The following is a 19074-nucleotide window of genomic DNA, read 5'->3' as shown; positions in this document are numbered from 1 at the left end:
GACACTTGTCGTGTGCCTTTGTGGCATTTTTTATGAATGCATACACTTTTTAGCGCCGAATTACGGCATGCTATAAAATTGTTTAGAAAGTGAGAACTACTCATGGTAATTCAATATAAATGCCCTAGCTGTGGCGCTGATTTAACATATGATACTATGTCAAAAAAACTTCATTGTGCCAGCTGCGGAAGTTATTATTCCATTGATTCTATGCCCCCTCCTGATATCCCTCTTGGCGAATCAAATGACGCCCCGAAGGTTAATCCCTTTGGCCCTCAGGATATCCACGAGGAAGCCTCCTTTGATTATGACAAGCAGAAATCTGCATGGCAACATAAGGATTTTACTAACAGTAAGGTCTCTGAGTATCATTGCAAAAGCTGTGGTGCTGTTGTTATTACAGACAAAGATACCATTGCAACTTCCTGTAGTTTTTGTGGGGCTGCCGTAGTTTTAAGTGATCGAGTAGAAGGACAACTAGAACCTTCAAGAATTATACCCTTTAAAATCAATCGCGATCAAGCAACAAAAGCATTTCAAAAGTGGTGCAAAAAAGGGCTACTTACTCCTACAGAATTTAAACATGCAGACCGAGTAAAAAACATTACCGGCATCTACATACCATTCTGGTTATATGACTTAAATGGCATAGGAGATATTGATGCTACCTGTACTAAGGTAAGAACCTATACCCGCGGTGACTATATCTATACTGAAACGCAGTATTATCACGTTTACCGTAAGGTTAGTCTTAATTATTCCAATGTACCAGCCGATGCCTCTGAGAAAATGAATGACGATTTAATGGATCGTTTGGAACCTTATCAAAGCCGTGAATTGATCACCTTCGAAATGCCGTACCTAGCAGGTTACCTTGCCGAAAAGTATAACTTTAGTGCCGATCAAATCTTTCCGCGTGTTCGAAACAAAGTAGGTGGTTTTGTGGACAATTATCTAAGAAATACCATACATGGATACAGTAGTGTTGTCACGAACCGAAAAGATATCTCTATCTATAAAAAGAATGCCTACTACACTCTTTTACCAGTTTGGATGGTTTGCTATGACTATAAAGATTCGGAACATATCTTTGCAATGAACGGGCAGACCGGAAAGATTGTTGGAAAACCTCCTCTATCTGTACCAAAAATATTCGCATGGTTTGCTGGCATTACCTCCTTATCCTTTCTGATTATAAAACTAATTGTTGTTCTGAACGGAGGGCCTTGGTTATGACAGTAAAACACAAGAAAAATTTCATTGCCATTCGGCTGATGCTTATGATAAGCTGTATCTATATCATTGCTACAGTACTAGGCACGCCTAAATTTATCGTTATGGCCGAAGATTCCAAACATTCCGCTCACATTGAAGACAATGCAGGCTTATTATCTGATAGTGAGGAATCAAATCTTTTACAAAAGCTCACAGACTATGCCGTAAAGTCAGAGCTTGATCTTGTCATCTTAACAACAGATGATCTAAATACGAAAGTGAAAGATGATGATACTGCTATCATGAACTATGTAAAAGGATTCTTAGAAGATTACATTGACGAGAACCTCGATAATGGTACTTTTACAGAAGATGTAGCAATCTTGTATTTTGATTCTACTTATCGTTGGTTAAACATCCAGGGATATGGGAGTGCCGAGAACATATTAAATGACGACCGTATTGAAACTATCTTAGATAAAATCTCAAGTTATTTTGGTGAGAATGATTATTATAATGCATTTTTAAATTTTGGCAAGAATGCGAAATATTATGCAACATTACAAAGTACAAATTCCGGTAATAGTAGTAACAGCAGCCAGAATGGTTCTAATAATACCTCACCAAATGGAAGTCACGGAAATAATTACAATAGCGGGCATGGCCAGACATCTCAAAATAATTATAATGATACACAAAGGCAATTTGTTGAAAATGTTCTTTATAAAACATGGTTTCAACTATTAGCAGCTATTATTATCGGTGTAATTACCGTAGCAATCATGGCCTCACGATCTGGCGGTAGAGTAACCATTAATAACCATACCTACCTTAATGAAGGTAATTCAGGAATCGTTGCAAGACGCGATGACTACATTAGCACTAGTGTAACAAAGGTAAAACGTCCAGAACCTAATCACACCACAAATACATCTAGTAGTGGTGGCGGTAGAAGTAGCGGTGGCGGTGGAGTCAGCAGTGGTGGACGGTCACATAGCGGTGGTGGACGCAGAGTATAAAGAGAAAGGTGGATTTCTATGGGATTTTTTACAAGTCAGTTATCAAATGTCGTAGAGTGGAAAGAATTCCGCGATGACATGATTTTTTACAAATGGCACAACAATGAAATAAAACGAGGTAGCCGCCTCATCATTCGCCCAGGTCAGGATGCTATATTTCTATTCAATGGAAAAATAGAAGGTATATTTAAAGACGATGGAGATTATGATATTGAATCGGATATTATTCCATTCCTTTCTACACTAAAAGGATTTAAATTTGGTTTTAACAGTGGTATGCGTGCAGAAGTTGTATTTGTTAATACAAGAGAATTTGCTGTTCGTTGGGGTACCTCTAATCCAATTAACATACCTGCCCCACAATATAACTTACCTGGAGGACTTCCAATCCGTTCCCATGGTACCTATACCTTTAAGGTAAAGGATTATGTGAAGTTAATCGATAATGTGGCTGGGATTAAAGATTCTTACTTAGTAGAAGATGTGAAGCTTCGTATCTCTTCTGTATTGGATCAATTATTGATGAAGTGGGTTGTGCAAGAAGGTAAAGATATTTTTAATCTTTCTATTAATTCCTTAAATATTGCGAATGGTATTAAACAGGATCTTGATATGCAACTATTTGATACCGGAATTAGCATTAGCTCCTTCCAAATCATGAGCTTTACTTACCCAGAAGAAGTTCAGGCAATGATTAATAAAAATGCCTCCCAAAGTATGGTTGGCGATATGAGCCGTTATCAGCAGATTAACTTCTCCGATGGTCTCTCCTCTGGTAAAATAAAAAGCGGTGGGGTTGCATCCGATATGGCAGGTATGATGATGGGGATGCAGTTTGCAAATCAGATGGTGCAAAATATGAATCAAGGCATGGCGGAGGCCGATGCTCAGCAAAAAACTTTTACTCATACGGCAAATAATGAAGCTGGCACATCAGCAAACAAACCGAACTTCTGTCCTAACTGTGGACTGAAAACTGGAAATAGTAATTTCTGCCCAAATTGTGGTCAAAAGCTGGTGTAATTAAAAAAAGGATAAATCAAAGTATCCAAGGTAAGCTTACAGGCTTACTTAAGTTACTCTGATTTATCCTTTATTCTGCCATTCTATTTCTTTTTCCACATACCTTTTCTTGATATACCACTACATTTCTACCGCTTTGTTTTGCTGTATATAATGATTTATCCGCCAATTTATATAATTCCGACATGCACTTCGTCGTAGTAGGAACTACAGAGGATACACCAACGCTAACCGTAACAACTGCAGTTCCAAGCGTTGGACTATGTTTAATATTAAGATTTTCTATGTTAGTTCGTATTTTTTCTGCAAAAGCAATTAATTCCGATTCCTTCTCATCATATACAAGGATGACAAACTCTTCTCCACCGATTCGAGCAGTAAGGTCACTGCTTCTTCTTGCAGTTTTTCTAAGCTCGGCTGCAACCATTTTTAAACATTTATCCCCTTGTGGATGCCCAAAACTATCGTTGTAGCGTTTAAAGTTATCCACATCCAAAATCATTAGTCCAACTCTGATACCGCTCCGAATACAATAAGGCAACAGGACTTCCAGATTACGATCCAATCCCCTACGATTTAATAAACCAGTAAGTGGATCTTCTTCCGCATTCTTCGCCATAGATTGAAGCTTCTGCTGCATCTTAAGCATTTTTCTTTGCTGTGAATATAGAATTCTTGAAATACAAAGTAACGCACCACTGTATATTATCATACTTAACTTATTCGCAATGGATAACTCAAGTTGAAATACTACGAGGCTAATGAAAATGATCTGTGTTGCAACAAAACATAGAAACTCCCTTAAATCTAAAAGGGGTACCAAGGATGCAACAGAGATTAAAACACAATATATTCCTATGTTCTTACTTTCAAACAGCGAGATATAACTGGAAGCATAAATAAATAATAAAGAAAACCCCCAGAAACTTCGATAAATAAGAGGGGCAATTACATAATCCTTCTTTCTCTTACTATAAGAACCTAAGATAAGAAATGCTAATGTTATCACCTCAAATGTTAATAGAAATCCAAGGTATGCTTTTTGAACCTCGTTATCCTCACCGAAATTCCATAGGAATACAGCCAAAATCGGCAATAACAAACCAAAAATGGACGAAAAAACTACTACTCGTTTTAAATTCTCACGAACGAGTCGGATTCTTAATTTTTCTCCATTTGATAACATGAAATTCTCCATACCTATCCCCTATACACGCGAAATTATAATTATCCTTCTCGTATTTTGTTTGAAATATCTGCTTTTGTAAATAGGTATTTAAGCCTTTATGCTATTCATATCTTAATCGTGAACGCTTCCACCACTTAAATCAAAGAAGTTAATTTTAATAAAAAGTACCAAGAATCGAACAAGCTACCTAGGCAAAGAATTGCGAAAATTACCTCTTGATTCTGATACAATAAAAAATAGATTCTACATAAATCACGCGCCCCTGTATACTTTTCATAAGTATACTAACCTAATGATAATTATAACATACTAAAATTGTAAAATCCAATCATTTTTTCGTTCTTTATCGGTAAAGATGTCAAATTTCATGTATTATAAATAATGCTAATTTTATGAAAAGAAAACTATTTTATAATCGGAATGAGCTGGTACCCCGCACTAACTATTATTTGCTATCACTATCCCCATCTATAAATAAAAATTTTTTATTATTTTCCTACTTCCAGATAAACTTTTATTTGTTTTCGTACTGGCAGGGAGATTGCTGTACATGCAACCATTTTTATGATATCTCCTGGTATAAATGGAATAACTCCCGCCATCAATGCTTGCCATACCCCAAGATTAAGCTGTAGGCCAAGCCATATCGTTCCGATGAGATAGCAACCTATTGTACCAATTACCATGCCTAAAAATACAATAAGCGGATTTTTCCCCCACTTCTTTGTAAAGAAACCAGTAAAAAAAGCTATGACAAGGTAACCTATCAGATATCCACCTGTTGGTCCGGCCAAAACTCCAAATCCAGCCATTCCTTCTGCAAAAACTGGAATTCCAACTAATCCAAGCATAAGATAGATAAGTACACAGATTATTCCATTTTTGGGTCCTAAAATTGCTGCACAAAGATATACACCAAAGGTTCCCAATGAGATTGGAACTGTGGATAGTGGAATAGATATTGGGGCTAAAATACATAGTATTGCTGTCATTAATGCTATCATTGTGATTGTCATTGTTTTTGTTTTTTTCATAGTTGCACCTCGGTTTTTTTGAACATTATATTCTATGATAGTTTATATGTCAACCTTTATTTTATAATTGGTTTACATTTGTTACGATGTAGATTTAACAATAGCCCCACATCTAGTATCTAGGCGGGTTCTTAAGGAATCTCACCCCGAAAATTGATACAAAGCTGATTTAGTTTTAGGTACAAACCTAACAACAAAGGCTGAGATATGAAATCTCAGCCTGTTGTTCTAAAATCTAGCCTATACTATTTTATCTCCGCTAAAGTCCCCCATTCTTGGTCTCTTTGTGCAATTACTAACTCCATATCTTTAGGAATTGGCCACTCAACACCAACCTCAGGATCATTCCAAAGCAATCCACCTTCATCACCCGGGTGATAGAAGTCAGTACATTTATAAGCAAACACTGCAGTCTCAGATAAAACTAAATATCCATGGGCAAATCCTTCTGGTACAAAAAATTGTTTTTGGTTCTCTTCACTAAGTACCACACCATACCATTTACCAAATGTTTTGGAACCTTTTCTAAGATCTACCGCCACATCAAAAACCTCACCGCTTAATACCCGTACAAGTTTCGCTTGCGGATAATTGATTTGAAAATGCAATCCTCTTAGTACTCCCTTTGTTGACATCGACTGGTTGTCCTGTACAAACTCGGCGGTGATCCCTACGGCTTCATACGCCTCTTTATGATACGTCTCTATAAAGTATCCACGATTGTCTTTAAATATTGTAGGTTCAATTACAAGTAACCCATCAATACCACATTCTGTAACTGTTATTTTTCCCATTCTTTTATTCTCCATCTTAATTCCACAGACATTATCAACGCGGATACTCGGAATCCGCTTCACTACTTCCTCGTAACCTACAGTGGATGCTTGAATATGCTTAAATACACTGAGACGAAGAATGACATCTTCTGTAAGGTTATACATTATTCTATATAAGATTCTCTGCTTGTAACTCGTTTAAATAGCGAGATAACGCATCTTGCCAAGAAGGTAGCCGTTCAAATCCCTGTTCTGTTAATTTTTCTTTGCTAAGTCTGCTATTTTTAGGGCGTTTTGCTTTGACTGGAAATTCATCCGATGTTAATGGTTGAACTGTTATATTTCTTCCAGACATACGAAATATTTCTTTCGCAAAATCATACCAGCTGCAAAATCCTTCATTGGTAGCATGATAAATCCCATATTTATCTGATTTTATCATGTCTACAAGGCACCTTGCCAAATCTACTGTGTAAGTTGGTGAACCGATTTGATCAGCAACAACAGATACGGTACTTTTTTCCTCACTAAGACGTAACATTGTCCTTACAAAATTCTTTCCATTCTTACCAAATACCCAGGAAACTCTAACAATAAAATAGCTTTCCAGTTCTCGAAGTACAGCCTGCTCTCCTTCGTATTTCGTCTGTCCATACCAGTTGATAGGAGCAACTTGATCTAATGTTTCGTAAGGTTTTTCTCCTTCCCCTGGAAAAACATAATCTGTACTAACATATATCATTTTCGCATGAATTTCTGCACAAGCTTTTGCCAGATTGGAGGTCGCCAGCGCATTTACTCTCAATGATTTTTCTGTTTCCTCCTCAGCAAGATCTACAGCTGTATAGGCAGCACAATGAATTACCGCTTCTGGATTTATTTCTCTAATTGTTCTCATTACTTGATTTTCATCAGTTATGTCAAGGTTCTCTCTTGTTAACCCGATAGCTGTAAATCCTTGTTTTTTTAATTCCTTTACCACATCATAACCCAACTGACCATTTACCCCAGTTACAACTACTCTCATGATAAACGTTCTCCATACATCTCATTGAAATAAGAGCGGTACTCACCATTCATAATACGTTCCCACCAGTCCTTATTTTCCAGATACCAGTCAATTGTTTGCTTTAAACCAGTTTCAAAATGGTATATAGGTTTCCATCCAAGCTCTTGCTCTATTTTTCTTGGATCGATCGCATAACGTAGGTCATGCCCAGGGCGATCGGTTACATATTCTATTAAGCTTTCCTGTTTATTTAGTGCCTTTAGAATTTCCTTAACTACTTCAAGATTGGTCTTTTCATTGTGTCCACCAATATTATATACTTCTCCTGGTTTTCCACCCCGGATAATTAAGTTGATAGCCGAACAATGGTCTGTCACATGTAGCCAGTCTCTGACGTTACTACCATTGCCGTAAACGGGAAGCTTCTCATTATGGAAGGCGCGAATAATCATAAGAGGTATTAATTTTTCTGGAAAATGGTAAGGCCCATAATTGTTTGAGCAACGGGATATGGTTACCGGTAACCCGTAAGTACGAAAATAAGAAAGTACGAATAAATCCGCACTTGCCTTACTGGAGGAGTAAGGACTTGAAGTATGAAGCGGTGTATCTTCCGTGAAAAATAAGTCCGTACGATCAATTGGAAGGTCACCATACACCTCGTCAGTTGATACTTGATGAAATCTCTTTACTTGAAATTTCTTTGATGCATCTAGCAGTACTAGAGTTCCTAACACATTTGTTTTCACAAAAACTTCAGGATCTAGGATGGAACGATCTACATGACTTTCTGCAGCGAAATTTACAACAACATCAAACGCTTCTTTTTCAAACAGCTCCATGATAAATGCTCTGTCCGAAATGTCTCCTTTAATAAAGCGATAATTCGGCTTATCTTCTACCTGTTTTAAGCTTTCAAGATTTCCTGCATAGGTTAGCGCATCTAAATTAACAATGGTATCCTCAGGATAATTATTTACCATATATTGTACAAAGTTGCTGCCTATAAAACCAGCACCTCCGGTAACTAATAATTTCATAATATTATTCCTTTGCCCTTTCTTTTAAAGTCAAGTTTTCGCTATGCTTATTATACCCTTATCCATTTTGCAATACAAGTAAATGCAGACAAGTAGTTAAAGTCAAAGCGATATTTGCTATCCGCTTAAGCTACTGCATAACCTCATTACCACTACGTGTATGAAACAGGGAAGTCCCACGCTTTCAACGGCGAGGAACTTCCCTGGTGAGATTAAATGCTTCTTCGGTCTTTTTGATAAATTTATACTCCAGTAATTTTTAATTCTACCTTTTTTGTAAACATAAGCAATGTTAGAAAGACAATAATTTACCGCAATAAACAAAAATACATTCCTATGGGGAAGCTTGTTGACTTACTGCTTATCTAAGTATTTACCATCCAATATATCCTTTAAATAAGTTCCATATTGATTGTTTTTAAATTGTAGATAGATACTCTCGAGTTTCTCTTTGTCAATCCAGCCCATTAAATATCCTATCTCCTCAAGGCAGCCTATTTTTCTGTGTTGATGTGTTTCTACTGTTTTTACAAAATTAGTCGCCTCAACCAAAGATTCATGCGTCCCTGTATCAAGCCAAGTGTAACCTTGTCCTAATAATGAAACTTCCAATTCTCCTTGTTCCAAATAGATACGGTTTAAATCAGTAATTTCAAGCTCACCGCGTTTGGAAGGTTTCAACCTCTTCGCATACTCAACTACTCTATTATCATAGAAATACAATCCTGTAACACAATAGTTTGATTTCGGATTTACCGGTTTTTCCTCAATAGAGACCGCTTTTCCTTCCGAATTAAATTCAACAATACCAAAACGCTCAGGGTCGTCAACATAATACCCAAAAACGGTCGCCCCTATTTCTTTTGAAGCTGCTCTTCTTAAACGAATATCCAAGCCATAGCCATGAAAGATATTATCTCCAAGTATCATCGCCACATTATCGGTACCAATAAATTCCTCGCCAATGAGAAAGGCCTGCGCCAATCCATCCGGGCTATTCTGAACCGCATACGATAACGCAATTCCAAATTGACTTCCATCCCCAAGAAGTTCCTTAAACCTTGGAGTATCTTCCGGTGTCGAGATTATTAAAATATCACGAATTCCGGCTGTCATAAGTACGGATAGCGGATAATATATCATTGGTTTATCGTAAACAGGCAATAATTGTTTTGATGTTACTCTGGTTAATGGATAAAGCCTTGTACCACTACCACCGGCTAACACAATTCCCTTCATATTTAACCTCATTTCTGCACACGAATGAATGTGTGTCCCTTTCTCGCAATACAAGTATTGTGTAAGCGAACTTGTTCGCTTTGCAGCGCACTGACACAAACTTGCTGAGTTCTTGTTATATAAAACTATTTTCTTATAATAAATACCATATCAAGTCAATCCAAATTCTTTTCAATATCTTTCCTTTATTCTGGCCGTAGCTTTACGTTTACGCTTCCTGTCTATATACCATAGCAATACTAATCCTTCATAAAACCTTAGTCAAAGCGGATATTCGCAATCCGCTTACGCTACTTGCTCATAAGCTCATTGTCACAAATTTTTTAGTTTAAAAATCGAGATCAATATAAAAAGTATAACATTTCCAATTTGGGTTGTAAATACAAATTATGTCTGGTGGAGTCATTTTGTCAAGGTGAATGCATTTGTCTTACCAAACCTCCAGAGTAAAGGCGTGCCCCTCAAAAAATTTTAATTTGTGGGAAATAAAAAGCTGAAGAACCAGAATCCAATTCCGTTTCTTCAGCTTTTAAATATAAGATAATTTAATATCTATATTATTTCATCACTCTAAACCGACTTATGCTTTTACTTATGTCACGATATTCTTATACCACGGTATACTTATATCGTTTACATAACTGAACATATAATGCAAATTAACATTACCCTACTCTGCTTTTCCAACAGATCCGAATAACTGCATCTTCTCTTTCACAGTTGCCTTAATTGCATCTACACCAGGAGCTAATAATTTACGTGGGTCAAATCCTTTTCCCTCTAAATCCTTACCAGCTTCAATGTACTTACGAGTTGCATCTGCAAAGCTTAGCTGACATTCTGTATTTACATTTATCTTAGCTACACCAAGAGAAATTGCTTTCTTAATCATATCTTCTGGAATACCAGTACCACCATGAAGAACTAATGGCATATCGCCAGTTAACTTCTGAATTGCATCTAAAGTATCAAAGCTAAGACCAGCCCAGTTTTCTGGATACTTACCATGAATATTACCGATACCTGCTGCTAACATAGTAACACCAAGATCAGCAATCATCTTGCATTCGTCTGGGTCAGCGCATTCTCCTGCACCTACAACACCATCTTCTTCTCCACCGATGGATCCAACTTCTGCTTCTAAGGATAAATTCTTTTCAGCACAAATCTTTACTAATTCTTTTGTTTTCTCAATATTCTCTTCAATTGGATAGTGGGAACCATCAAACATGATTGAGGAGAAACCTGCATCGATACATTTTAAACAACCTTCAAATGAACCATGATCTAAGTGTAGAGCTACTGGTACTGTAATTTTTAACTCATCTATCATATTAGATACCATAGCTGTTACAGTTTTGTAACCTGTCATATATTTACCTGCACCTTCAGATACACCTAAAATTACTGGTGAATTAAGTTCTTGTGCAGTTAATAAAATAGCCTTTGTCCACTCAAGATTATTAATATTAAATTGGCCTACAGCATAATGGCCTGCTTTTGCTTTTGTTATCATGTCTTTTGCTGATACTAACATATTTTATCCTCCTTATATTCGTTAAATATTTCACAACTTGTAAATCTATCTAATAATATATTTTTTCTTAGCCCTAAGATATTATACATGATAATATTATAAAAGGGAACCTTAATTTTCAAATAATGCTATTATCATGAATTAAGATAATCCCTTTCTCCTTTGCTTCATACGAATAACTTTTAAGAATTGATGAGTATTTTCAATCGAATATTCCTTTAAAAAGTTTTCAAAGTTCTCTGTTAATTCGAAATCTTCTTGCTGCATATATTCCCACACTCTTAAATCGAATTCATCTTCATCAAAGGAACGATCATATCCTTCCATATATTCATAGATATCCATAGTAACCTCCATTCCTGCGCTTGTTCTGCGCATTTAAAAATCGTAACTTACTTTCTATTTATTGTAATAGCACATTTAATGTTAGTATAAAGTATATCCTATTTTGATCTTTCTCCTCATTCCTGCGCATCTTTCCTTGTATCTGAAAATTGTGCCGAGGATTACACAGGCCACAAGCAATGAATGAAACCAGTGTGAAGTTTTAGAATTTCTTAGGCAGTGCCTTTTGGCGCCTTAGAAAATCTCTTCACACCTCACATTTTACTCATAAATCTTTTAATAATACATGGATAACCTATCATAATCCATAATACCAATAAAAAATATTTAATACCCTTTCCTGCAATAGAAGCCCCAAGGATAACACCTAAGCCTTCTTGTAGTAATACAGTAATGGATAGTCCAACCAATAATTTTACTACTTGCATTCGATTACTACATGCTCTCTCATTAAAATTAAGATACGTACTTTCTACATACCAGCCAATGGCTAAACCTACACCGGCTGCTGCTGCACTGCAACTATCTGCTGCATATGCTAACTCTATTGTACCATTAGTATATAAGGATATGCAATAAATTAATAGAGCGACCGCGAATACACCGATACCAATCATCAAATATACCTTTTTATCTTTAGTAAGCTCATATTTTGAGAAATAATGCACAAGTAAAATAGTTACTAAAGTAATTCCAAAAGAAGTTAATACATCTGCTGGAGTATGAACTCCAAGATACATTCTAGACAAACCTACCATTGCTATTACAAGAAAAAATATAATCTTTGATGCTTTTTTATTAGCTGCAAGTGCCAATGTCCCATACAAAGCTGTCGCCGCTTGTGTATGCCCACTTGGAAACGAATAACCGGTTGCAGCATTAATAGCCCCCTCTACTGGTATAAATAGAGGATCCTTTACCCATGGCCGAGGGATTCGAAACGTTATCTTTAATCCCTGAACTAAAATCGCAGAAAGAAAGAAACCAAAACTTATTTGATAAGCTAATTTTTTATTATAACACCAGTAAAAAAAGCACAATACTGCTAATACTATGACCTCTTGTCCTAATAAGGTAAATAGACGAAATATCCCACTAAAAAATGGGTTTCTTATACTCTCTAACTGATATAAAAAATCCATATACCCCCTCCATTCTGTCGCAATCCTGCGAAAAATCTTGATCTTTCACACTTGTAACCATGCCTGCTCAGTAGGGTGTTAGAAGAAATCTTGGTTAGCGTATTATGCTGACCTATTCTTCCCACACTATCCCCTTTCCTCAAACTATCTAAAGCTATTGTATTCCCGTACTTTCCTTTCGTCAAGGGTACATACTATACAAAAAACATCTATAATCAAGAACATCAATGCTATCTTGTTGTTGGTAATAACGGTTCCAAAGGACCCTACCCCCAACACTTTGTACAAAGAGCCGTAATAACTACAATACCTTCCTCATATTACAAAAAGGCTGTTGCAAATATTGTTTTGCAACAGCCTAATCTTTTTAAAGTTTTATAGAATCATCACTCAATCCTTTAAAACCCTTACTTATTCTTCTTCCTCAGAAAATTTTAAATCATCATAATTCTCAACGGAAAGATCATTTTCTTCATCCTCGAAATATTCATCCTCAGAGAAGTTTACTTCTTCATCCGAATTAAGGTCTTCGTTCTCATAGAAGTTTTGTTTAAAATCATTACCAGAGAAATTACCTTCATAATTTCCATTGTCAAATTCATCCTCAGAGAATGTAACTTCCTCATTCTGATCCGTATCTAACTTAACATTGCGGTAGTGTTTCATACCAGTACCTGCTGGAATTAACTTACCGATGATTACGTTTTCCTTAAGACCAATCAATGGATCAATCTTACCCTTAATCGCTGCTTCTGTAAGAACTTTTGTTGTCTCCTGGAAGGAAGCCGCGGAAAGGAATGAGTTCGTTGCAAGAGAAGCCTTGGTAATACCAAGCATTGTCTGCTTTCCTTCAGCAATCTCTAAACCTTGCGCTGCTAGGCTTTCGTTTACATCGTTAAACTCTAAGATATCTACCATTGTTCCTGGTAAGAACTCTGCATCACCATTATTCTCAATACGAACCTTCTTTAACATCTGGCGAACAATCACTTCGATATGCTTATCGTTGATTTCTACACCCTGTAAGCGGTAAACTCTTTGAACTTCCTGAATCATGTAATCCTGTACTGCACGAACACCCTTAATCTTTAAGATATCGTGTGGGTTTACAGAACCTTCTGTTAACTCATCACCAGCTTCAATTACCTGTTCATCCATAACCTTAATTCTAGAACCGTAAGGAATTAAATATGCTTTCGATTCTAAAGAATCATTGCTTGTTCTAGTAACTATAACTTCACGCTTTTTCTTGGTATCCTTAATTGTAACGGTACCACCGAATTCTGCGATAATTGCAAGTCCCTTTGGCTTTCTTGCCTCGAAAAGTTCTTCGACACGAGGAAGACCCTGAGTAATATCATCACCCGCAACACCACCGGTATGGAACGTACGCATGGTAAGCTGTGTACCTGGCTCACCAATTGACTGAGCCGCAATAATACCAACTGCTTCACCAACCTGTACTGCTTCACCAGTAGCCATGTTTGCACCGTAACATTTAGCACAAACACCGATGTGTGATTTACAAGAAAGAACGGTACGAATCTTAATCGTTGCATTTGGATCTTCGAATGCTTGGCTTGCTACGATACGAGCAGCACGTTTTGGTGTGATGATGTGATTTTTCTTCACAATCAACTCACCATTATCATCGTAGATTGTCTCACATGCATAACGACCTGTAATTCTGTCTTCTAATCCTTCAATAACTTCTTTTCCATCCATGAAGGCTTTAATTTCCATACCTGGAATTTCATCAGTACCTTCACAACAGTCAACCTCACGAATAATTAAATCCTGAGATACGTCTACAAGACGACGAGTTAAGTAACCAGAGTCGGCTGTACGAAGAGCAGTATCGGAAAGACCTTTACGAGCACCATGTGCGGAGATGAAGTACTCAAGTACGTCAAGACCTTCACGGAAGTTCGCCTTGATAGGCAACTCGATTGTCTTACCTGATGTATCCGCCATAAGTCCACGCATACCAGCTAACTGTTTAATCTGCTTATCGGAACCACGGGCACCGGAGTCAGCCATCATGTAGATGTTGTTATATTTATCAAGTCCAGAAAGAAGTTCCTTTGTGATTTCATCATCGGCTTCTTTCCAGGTTTCAATAACTGCTTTATAACGCTCTTCTTCGGTCATCAAACCACGACGGTGGTTCTTAGCGATATCTTCTACCTGCTTTTCCGCACGCTCAATGATATCTTTCTTCGCTTCTGGTACAGTCATGTCAGAAATGGATACTGTCATCGCTGCACGAGTAGAGTACTTATAACCTAAAGACTTAATCGCATCAAGAGTTTCCGCAGTTTGAGTTGCACCACGAGTATTGATACATTTCTCAAGAATCTTCTTTAACTGCTTCTTACCAACGTGGAAATCAATTTCAAGTGCAAGGAAGTTTTCTGGCTTGCTACGATCAACAAAACCAAGATCCTGCGTAATAATTTCATTAAAGATGAAACGTCCCACGGTAGATTCTATTATTCTGGATTCCTCCACACCTTCTGCATTAAGACAAGTTCTACGAACTTTAATCATTGCATGAAGTGAGATTGCACCATTTTCATAGGCAAGAATTGCTTCGTTTACACTCTTAAAGAACTTACCTTCTCCATTATCACCTGGTTTTTGAAGTGTTAAATAGTAAATACCAAGAACCATATCCTGAGATGGAACCGCAACAGGACCACCATCGGATGGTTTTAACAAGTTGTTAGGTGATAACAAAAGGAAACGACACTCTGCCTGAGCTTCTACACTAAGTGGTAAATGCACCGCCATCTGGTCACCGTCGAAGTCGGCGTTGAACGCTGTACATACGAGTGGATGAAGCTTAATCGCCTTACCTTCTACAAGTACTGGCTCGAATGCCTGAATACCAAGTCTATGGAGGGTAGGAGCACGATTTAACATAACTGGATGCTCTCTGATTACCTCTTCTAAGATATCCCATACCTCAGGCTGTAATCTTTCTACCATCTTTTTCGCAGATTTAATATTATGAGCAGTTCCTTTTGCAACTAACTCTTTCATAACGAATGGCTTAAACAATTCTATCGCCATCTCTTTTGGAAGACCACACTGGTATAGCTTAAGTTCAGGACCTACAACGATAACAGAACGACCGGAGTAGTCAACACGTTTACCAAGTAAGTTCTGACGGAAACGACCTTGCTTACCCTTTAACATATCGGATAAGGACTTTAATGGTCTGTTACCAGGACCAGTCACAGGACGTCCTCTTCTACCATTATCAATTAGAGCATCCACTGCTTCTTGTAACATTCTCTTCTCGTTACGAACAATAATATCAGGCGCACCAAGCTCAAGAAGTCTCTTAAGACGATTGTTACGGTTGATAATTCTACGATATAGGTCATTCATGTCAGAAGTAGCAAAACGGCCACCGTCTAACTGTACCATTGGACGTAAATCTGGTGGTATAACAGGAACCACTGTCATAATCATCCACTCAGGCTTATTTCCAGACTCACGGAACGCTTCTACAACCTCAAGTCTCTTAATAATACGAGCTCTTTTTTGTCCCGTAGATTCTTTTAAGCCTCTCTTTAGGTCTTTTGACTCTTTCTCTAAGTCAATGGCCTCTAAAAGTTCCATAATCGCTTCAGCGCCCATTCCTACACGGAATCTGTCACCATATTTATCATATGCTTCTCTAAATTCTTTTTCATTTAACACCTGTTTGTACTGTAAATCGGTAGTTCCCTTATCAAGTACAATATAAGATGCAAAATATAAAACTTTCTCAAGAGTTCTTGGAGAAAGGTCTAAGATAAGACCCATTCTACTTGGGATTCCCTTGAAGTACCAAATATGAGACACTGGAGCTGCAAGTTCGATGTGACCCATTCTTTCACGTCGAACACTTGCCTTAGTTACTTCAACTCCACAGCGGTCACATACTACGCCCTTATAGCGAATCTTCTTGTATTTACCACAATGACATTCCCAGTCTTTGTTTGGCCCAAAAATCTTTTCGCAGAATAAACCGTCTTTTTCCGGTTTGAGCGTTCTGTAATTGATTGTTTCTGGCTTTCTAACTTCACCCCTAGACCACTCTCTGATCTTCTCTGGTGAAGCCAGGCCTATCTTAATCGCGTCATAGGTAATATCCTTGACACTTTCATTTATCATCTCTGTTGGCATTGTCTGGCTCTCCCTTCAGTATTATTCTCCGAAATCATCCGACTCACTAAACTCCACTACGCTATCACTCTCGTCGAAGCTTTCGAATGTGTCGCTTTCCTCATCCGGATTCACTTCACTGTATCCAGCTTCCTCAAAGCCCTCATCATATCTGAAGTTATCTTCCTCGATATACTGCGTAAACTCTGTTTCACCGTAATCGATTTTTTCTGTCATCTTAACTTCATCACCGTTCTCATCAAGAACTGTAACATCAAGTGCAAGTGACTGAAGTTCCTTAAGGAGTACCTTAAAGGATTCCGGAATACCAGGTTCTGATATATTGTCACCCTTAATAATTGCTTCATAAGTCTTAACACGTCCTGTAACATCATCGGACTTCACAGTTAAGATTTCCTGTAAGATATGAGCTGCACCATATGCCTCAAGTGCCCAAACCTCCATCTCACCGAATCTCTGACCACCGAACTGAGCTTTACCTCCAAGAGGCTGCTGAGTTACTAAAGAGTAAGGACCGGTAGAACGAGCATGAATCTTATCATCTACTAAGTGGTGAAGTTTTAAGTAGTGCATGAATCCAACGGTTACAGAACTATCAAAGTACTCACCAGTTCTACCATCACGAAGACGTACCTTACCATCACGGTTAATTGGAACACCTTCCCACTGTTTTCTGTAATCTTCATTTGTTACAAGGTAATCCATAACTTCTGGATCTAATATATCTTTATATTTTGCCTGGAACTCACCTAATGGTGTATTTACATAATCGTTCGCAAGCTCTAAAGTATCCATAATATCGAACTCGTTTGCACCGTCAAATACTGGTGTTGAAACATTAAATCCAAGTACTCTAGAAGCAAGACTTAAGTGGATCTCTAACACCTGACCGATGTTCATACGGGAAGGTACGCCTAGAGGGTTTAATACGATATCAAGTGGTCTACCATTTGGTAGGAATGGCATATCTTCTGCTGGTAATACACGGGAAACAACACCCTTATTACCATGTCGACCAGCCATCTTATCACCAACTTGAATCTTTCTCTTTTGAGCGATATAAACACGTACTGTCTGGTTAACACCAGGAGATAATTCATCACCATTTTCTCTTGTGAATACCTTAGCGTCTACGATAATACCGTACTCACCGTGAGGTACACGAAGGGAAGTATCACGAACTTCTCTTGCCTTCTCGCCAAAGATTGCACGAAGAAGTCTCTCTTCTGCTGTAAGCTCAGTTTCACCCTTTGGTGTAACCTTACCAACTAAGATATCTCCGGCACGAACTTCAGCACCAATACGGATAATACCTCTTTCATCAAGATCCTTAAGTGCATCATCACCAACACCTGGAACATCTCTTGTGATTTCTTCTGGTCCAAGCTTTGTATCACGAGCTTCCGCTTCATATTCTTCAATATGAACAGAAGTATAAACATCTTCCTGAACAAGTCTTTCACTTAACAATACCGCATCTTCGTAATTATAACCTTCCCAGGTCATAAATCCGATTAATGGGCTTTTACCAAGTGCTAATTCACCGTTTGCCGTAGATGGACCGTCAGCAATAACCTCGCCAGCTTCTACCTTATCTCCCTTTACCACGATAGGTCTTTGGTTGATACAAGTACCCTGGTTACTTCTTGCAAATTTAACAAGACGATAGGTCGACTTTGTTCCATCCTCATTCTTTATTACAACTTCACGGGAAGTTGACTTCTCAACAGTACCCGCTTTCTTTGAAACAACACAAACACCAGAGTCTACTGCTGTTTTCAATTCCATACCTGTTCCAACAACAGGTGCCTCAGTAAATAACAATGGTACCGCCTGACGCTGCATGTTAGATCCCATGAGCGCACGGTTTGCATCGTCGTTTTGGAGGAATGGAATCATCGCTGTAGCAACAGAGAATACCATCTTAGGAGAAACGTCCATTAAATCAACTTTTCTCTTCTGATAGGAAGAAGTTTCTTCTCTGTAACGACCAGATACACTCTGATTTACAAAATGTCCTGTTGCATCTAATGGCTCATTTGCCTGTGCAACAACATATTTATCTTCTTCATCCGCTGTTAAGTAAACAACTTCTTCCGTTACACGTGGATTTTCAGCTTCAGTTTTATCCACCTTACGATAAGGCGCCTCAATAAAACCGTATTGGTTAATTCTAGCGTAAGATGCTAAGGAGTTAATAAGACCGATGTTAGGACCTTCTGGTGTCTCAATTGGACACATTCTACCATAGTGAGAATAGTGAACGTCACGAACCTCGAATCCCGCACGATCACGGCTAAGACCACCAGGACCAAGGGCAGAAAGAC

Annotated in this window: 14 protein-coding genes; 3 read left to right on the top strand and 11 right to left on the bottom strand. The window is 37.9% G+C overall.

Annotation, left to right across the window (positions count from 1 at the left end; translation table 11 throughout):
- The first annotated feature begins 102 nt into the window (after positions 1 to 102).
- The 3 genes from RTP52_RS03690 to RTP52_RS03680 are packed head-to-tail and all read left to right on the top strand — an operon-like array spanning position 103 to position 3257.
- A complete protein-coding gene (locus tag RTP52_RS03690) occupies positions 103 to 1236 on the top strand; it encodes a TFIIB-type zinc ribbon-containing protein (protein ID WP_312100761.1) in 1134 nt (377 codons plus the stop codon).
- Positions 1233 to 2234 carry a TPM domain-containing protein gene (locus tag RTP52_RS03685; protein WP_312369294.1) on the top strand — a complete coding sequence of 334 codons (1002 nt, stop codon included), beginning with the start codon at positions 1233 to 1235 and terminating at the stop codon, positions 2232 to 2234. The genes RTP52_RS03690 and RTP52_RS03685 overlap by 4 nt, the downstream gene beginning before the upstream one ends.
- A gap of 18 nt (positions 2235 to 2252) precedes the next feature.
- A complete protein-coding gene (locus tag RTP52_RS03680; RefSeq protein WP_312369292.1) occupies positions 2253 to 3257 on the top strand; it encodes an SPFH domain-containing protein in 1005 nt (334 codons plus the stop codon).
- A 70-nt stretch (positions 3258 to 3327) separates the two neighbouring features.
- Here the strand turns inward: RTP52_RS03680 and RTP52_RS03675 are convergent, their stop codons facing one another.
- The 11 genes from RTP52_RS03675 to rpoB form a co-directional block, all read right to left on the bottom strand.
- A complete protein-coding gene (locus RTP52_RS03675) occupies positions 3328 to 4455 on the bottom strand; it encodes a GGDEF domain-containing protein (RefSeq protein ID WP_312100755.1) in 1128 nt (375 codons plus the stop codon).
- A 479-nt stretch (positions 4456 to 4934) separates the two neighbouring features.
- Positions 4935 to 5480 (bottom strand): biotin transporter BioY, encoded by a 546-nt coding sequence (locus RTP52_RS03670; RefSeq protein WP_312369290.1) that lies wholly within the window; start codon positions 5478 to 5480, stop codon positions 4935 to 4937.
- A 245-nt stretch (positions 5481 to 5725) separates the two neighbouring features.
- Positions 5726 to 6274 (bottom strand): dTDP-4-dehydrorhamnose 3,5-epimerase, encoded by a 549-nt coding sequence (gene rfbC / locus RTP52_RS03665; RefSeq protein WP_312369392.1) that lies wholly within the window; start codon positions 6272 to 6274, stop codon positions 5726 to 5728.
- 151 nt (positions 6275 to 6425) lie between these two features.
- Positions 6426 to 7283, bottom strand: coding sequence for a dTDP-4-dehydrorhamnose reductase (rfbD, locus tag RTP52_RS03660; RefSeq protein ID WP_312369288.1), 858 nt, complete (start codon positions 7281 to 7283; stop codon positions 6426 to 6428).
- A complete protein-coding gene (gene rfbB / locus RTP52_RS03655) occupies positions 7280 to 8305 on the bottom strand; it encodes a dTDP-glucose 4,6-dehydratase (protein WP_312369287.1) in 1026 nt (341 codons plus the stop codon). The genes rfbD and rfbB overlap by 4 nt, the downstream gene beginning before the upstream one ends.
- A 354-nt stretch (positions 8306 to 8659) precedes the next feature.
- Positions 8660 to 9544 (bottom strand): glucose-1-phosphate thymidylyltransferase RfbA, encoded by an 885-nt coding sequence (gene rfbA / locus RTP52_RS03650; RefSeq protein ID WP_312100743.1) that lies wholly within the window; start codon positions 9542 to 9544, stop codon positions 8660 to 8662.
- 670 nt (positions 9545 to 10214) lie between these two features.
- Positions 10215 to 11081, bottom strand: a complete 867-nt coding sequence (fba, locus tag RTP52_RS03645; RefSeq protein WP_312100741.1) for a class II fructose-1,6-bisphosphate aldolase — start codon at positions 11079 to 11081, stop codon at positions 10215 to 10217.
- Between the two features lie 141 nt (positions 11082 to 11222).
- A complete protein-coding gene (locus RTP52_RS03640) occupies positions 11223 to 11426 on the bottom strand; it encodes a hypothetical protein (protein WP_312100738.1) in 204 nt (67 codons plus the stop codon).
- Positions 11427 to 11680: 254 nt separating this feature from the next.
- The gene (locus RTP52_RS03635; RefSeq protein ID WP_312100736.1) at positions 11681 to 12568 is read right to left on the bottom strand and encodes a phosphatase PAP2 family protein; all 888 of its coding nucleotides are present in this window, start codon (positions 12566 to 12568) and stop codon (positions 11681 to 11683) included.
- A gap of 411 nt (positions 12569 to 12979) precedes the next feature.
- Complete coding sequence (gene rpoC, locus RTP52_RS03630; protein WP_312369284.1) at positions 12980 to 16747, bottom strand: DNA-directed RNA polymerase subunit beta'; 3768 nt, start codon at positions 16745 to 16747, stop codon at positions 12980 to 12982.
- Positions 16748 to 16768: 21 nt separating this feature from the next.
- Positions 16769 to 19074, bottom strand: a 2306-nt coding sequence (rpoB, locus tag RTP52_RS03625) for a DNA-directed RNA polymerase subunit beta (RefSeq protein WP_312369283.1), incomplete at its 5' end; no start/stop codon positions are given.

The organism is Lachnoclostridium sp. (assembly GCF_031997925.1).
GTDB lineage: Bacteria > Bacillota > Clostridia > Lachnospirales > Lachnospiraceae > Lachnoclostridium.
Note: the sequence above shows the minus strand (reverse complement) of the source record. Positions and strands in the feature narration are given on the sequence as shown.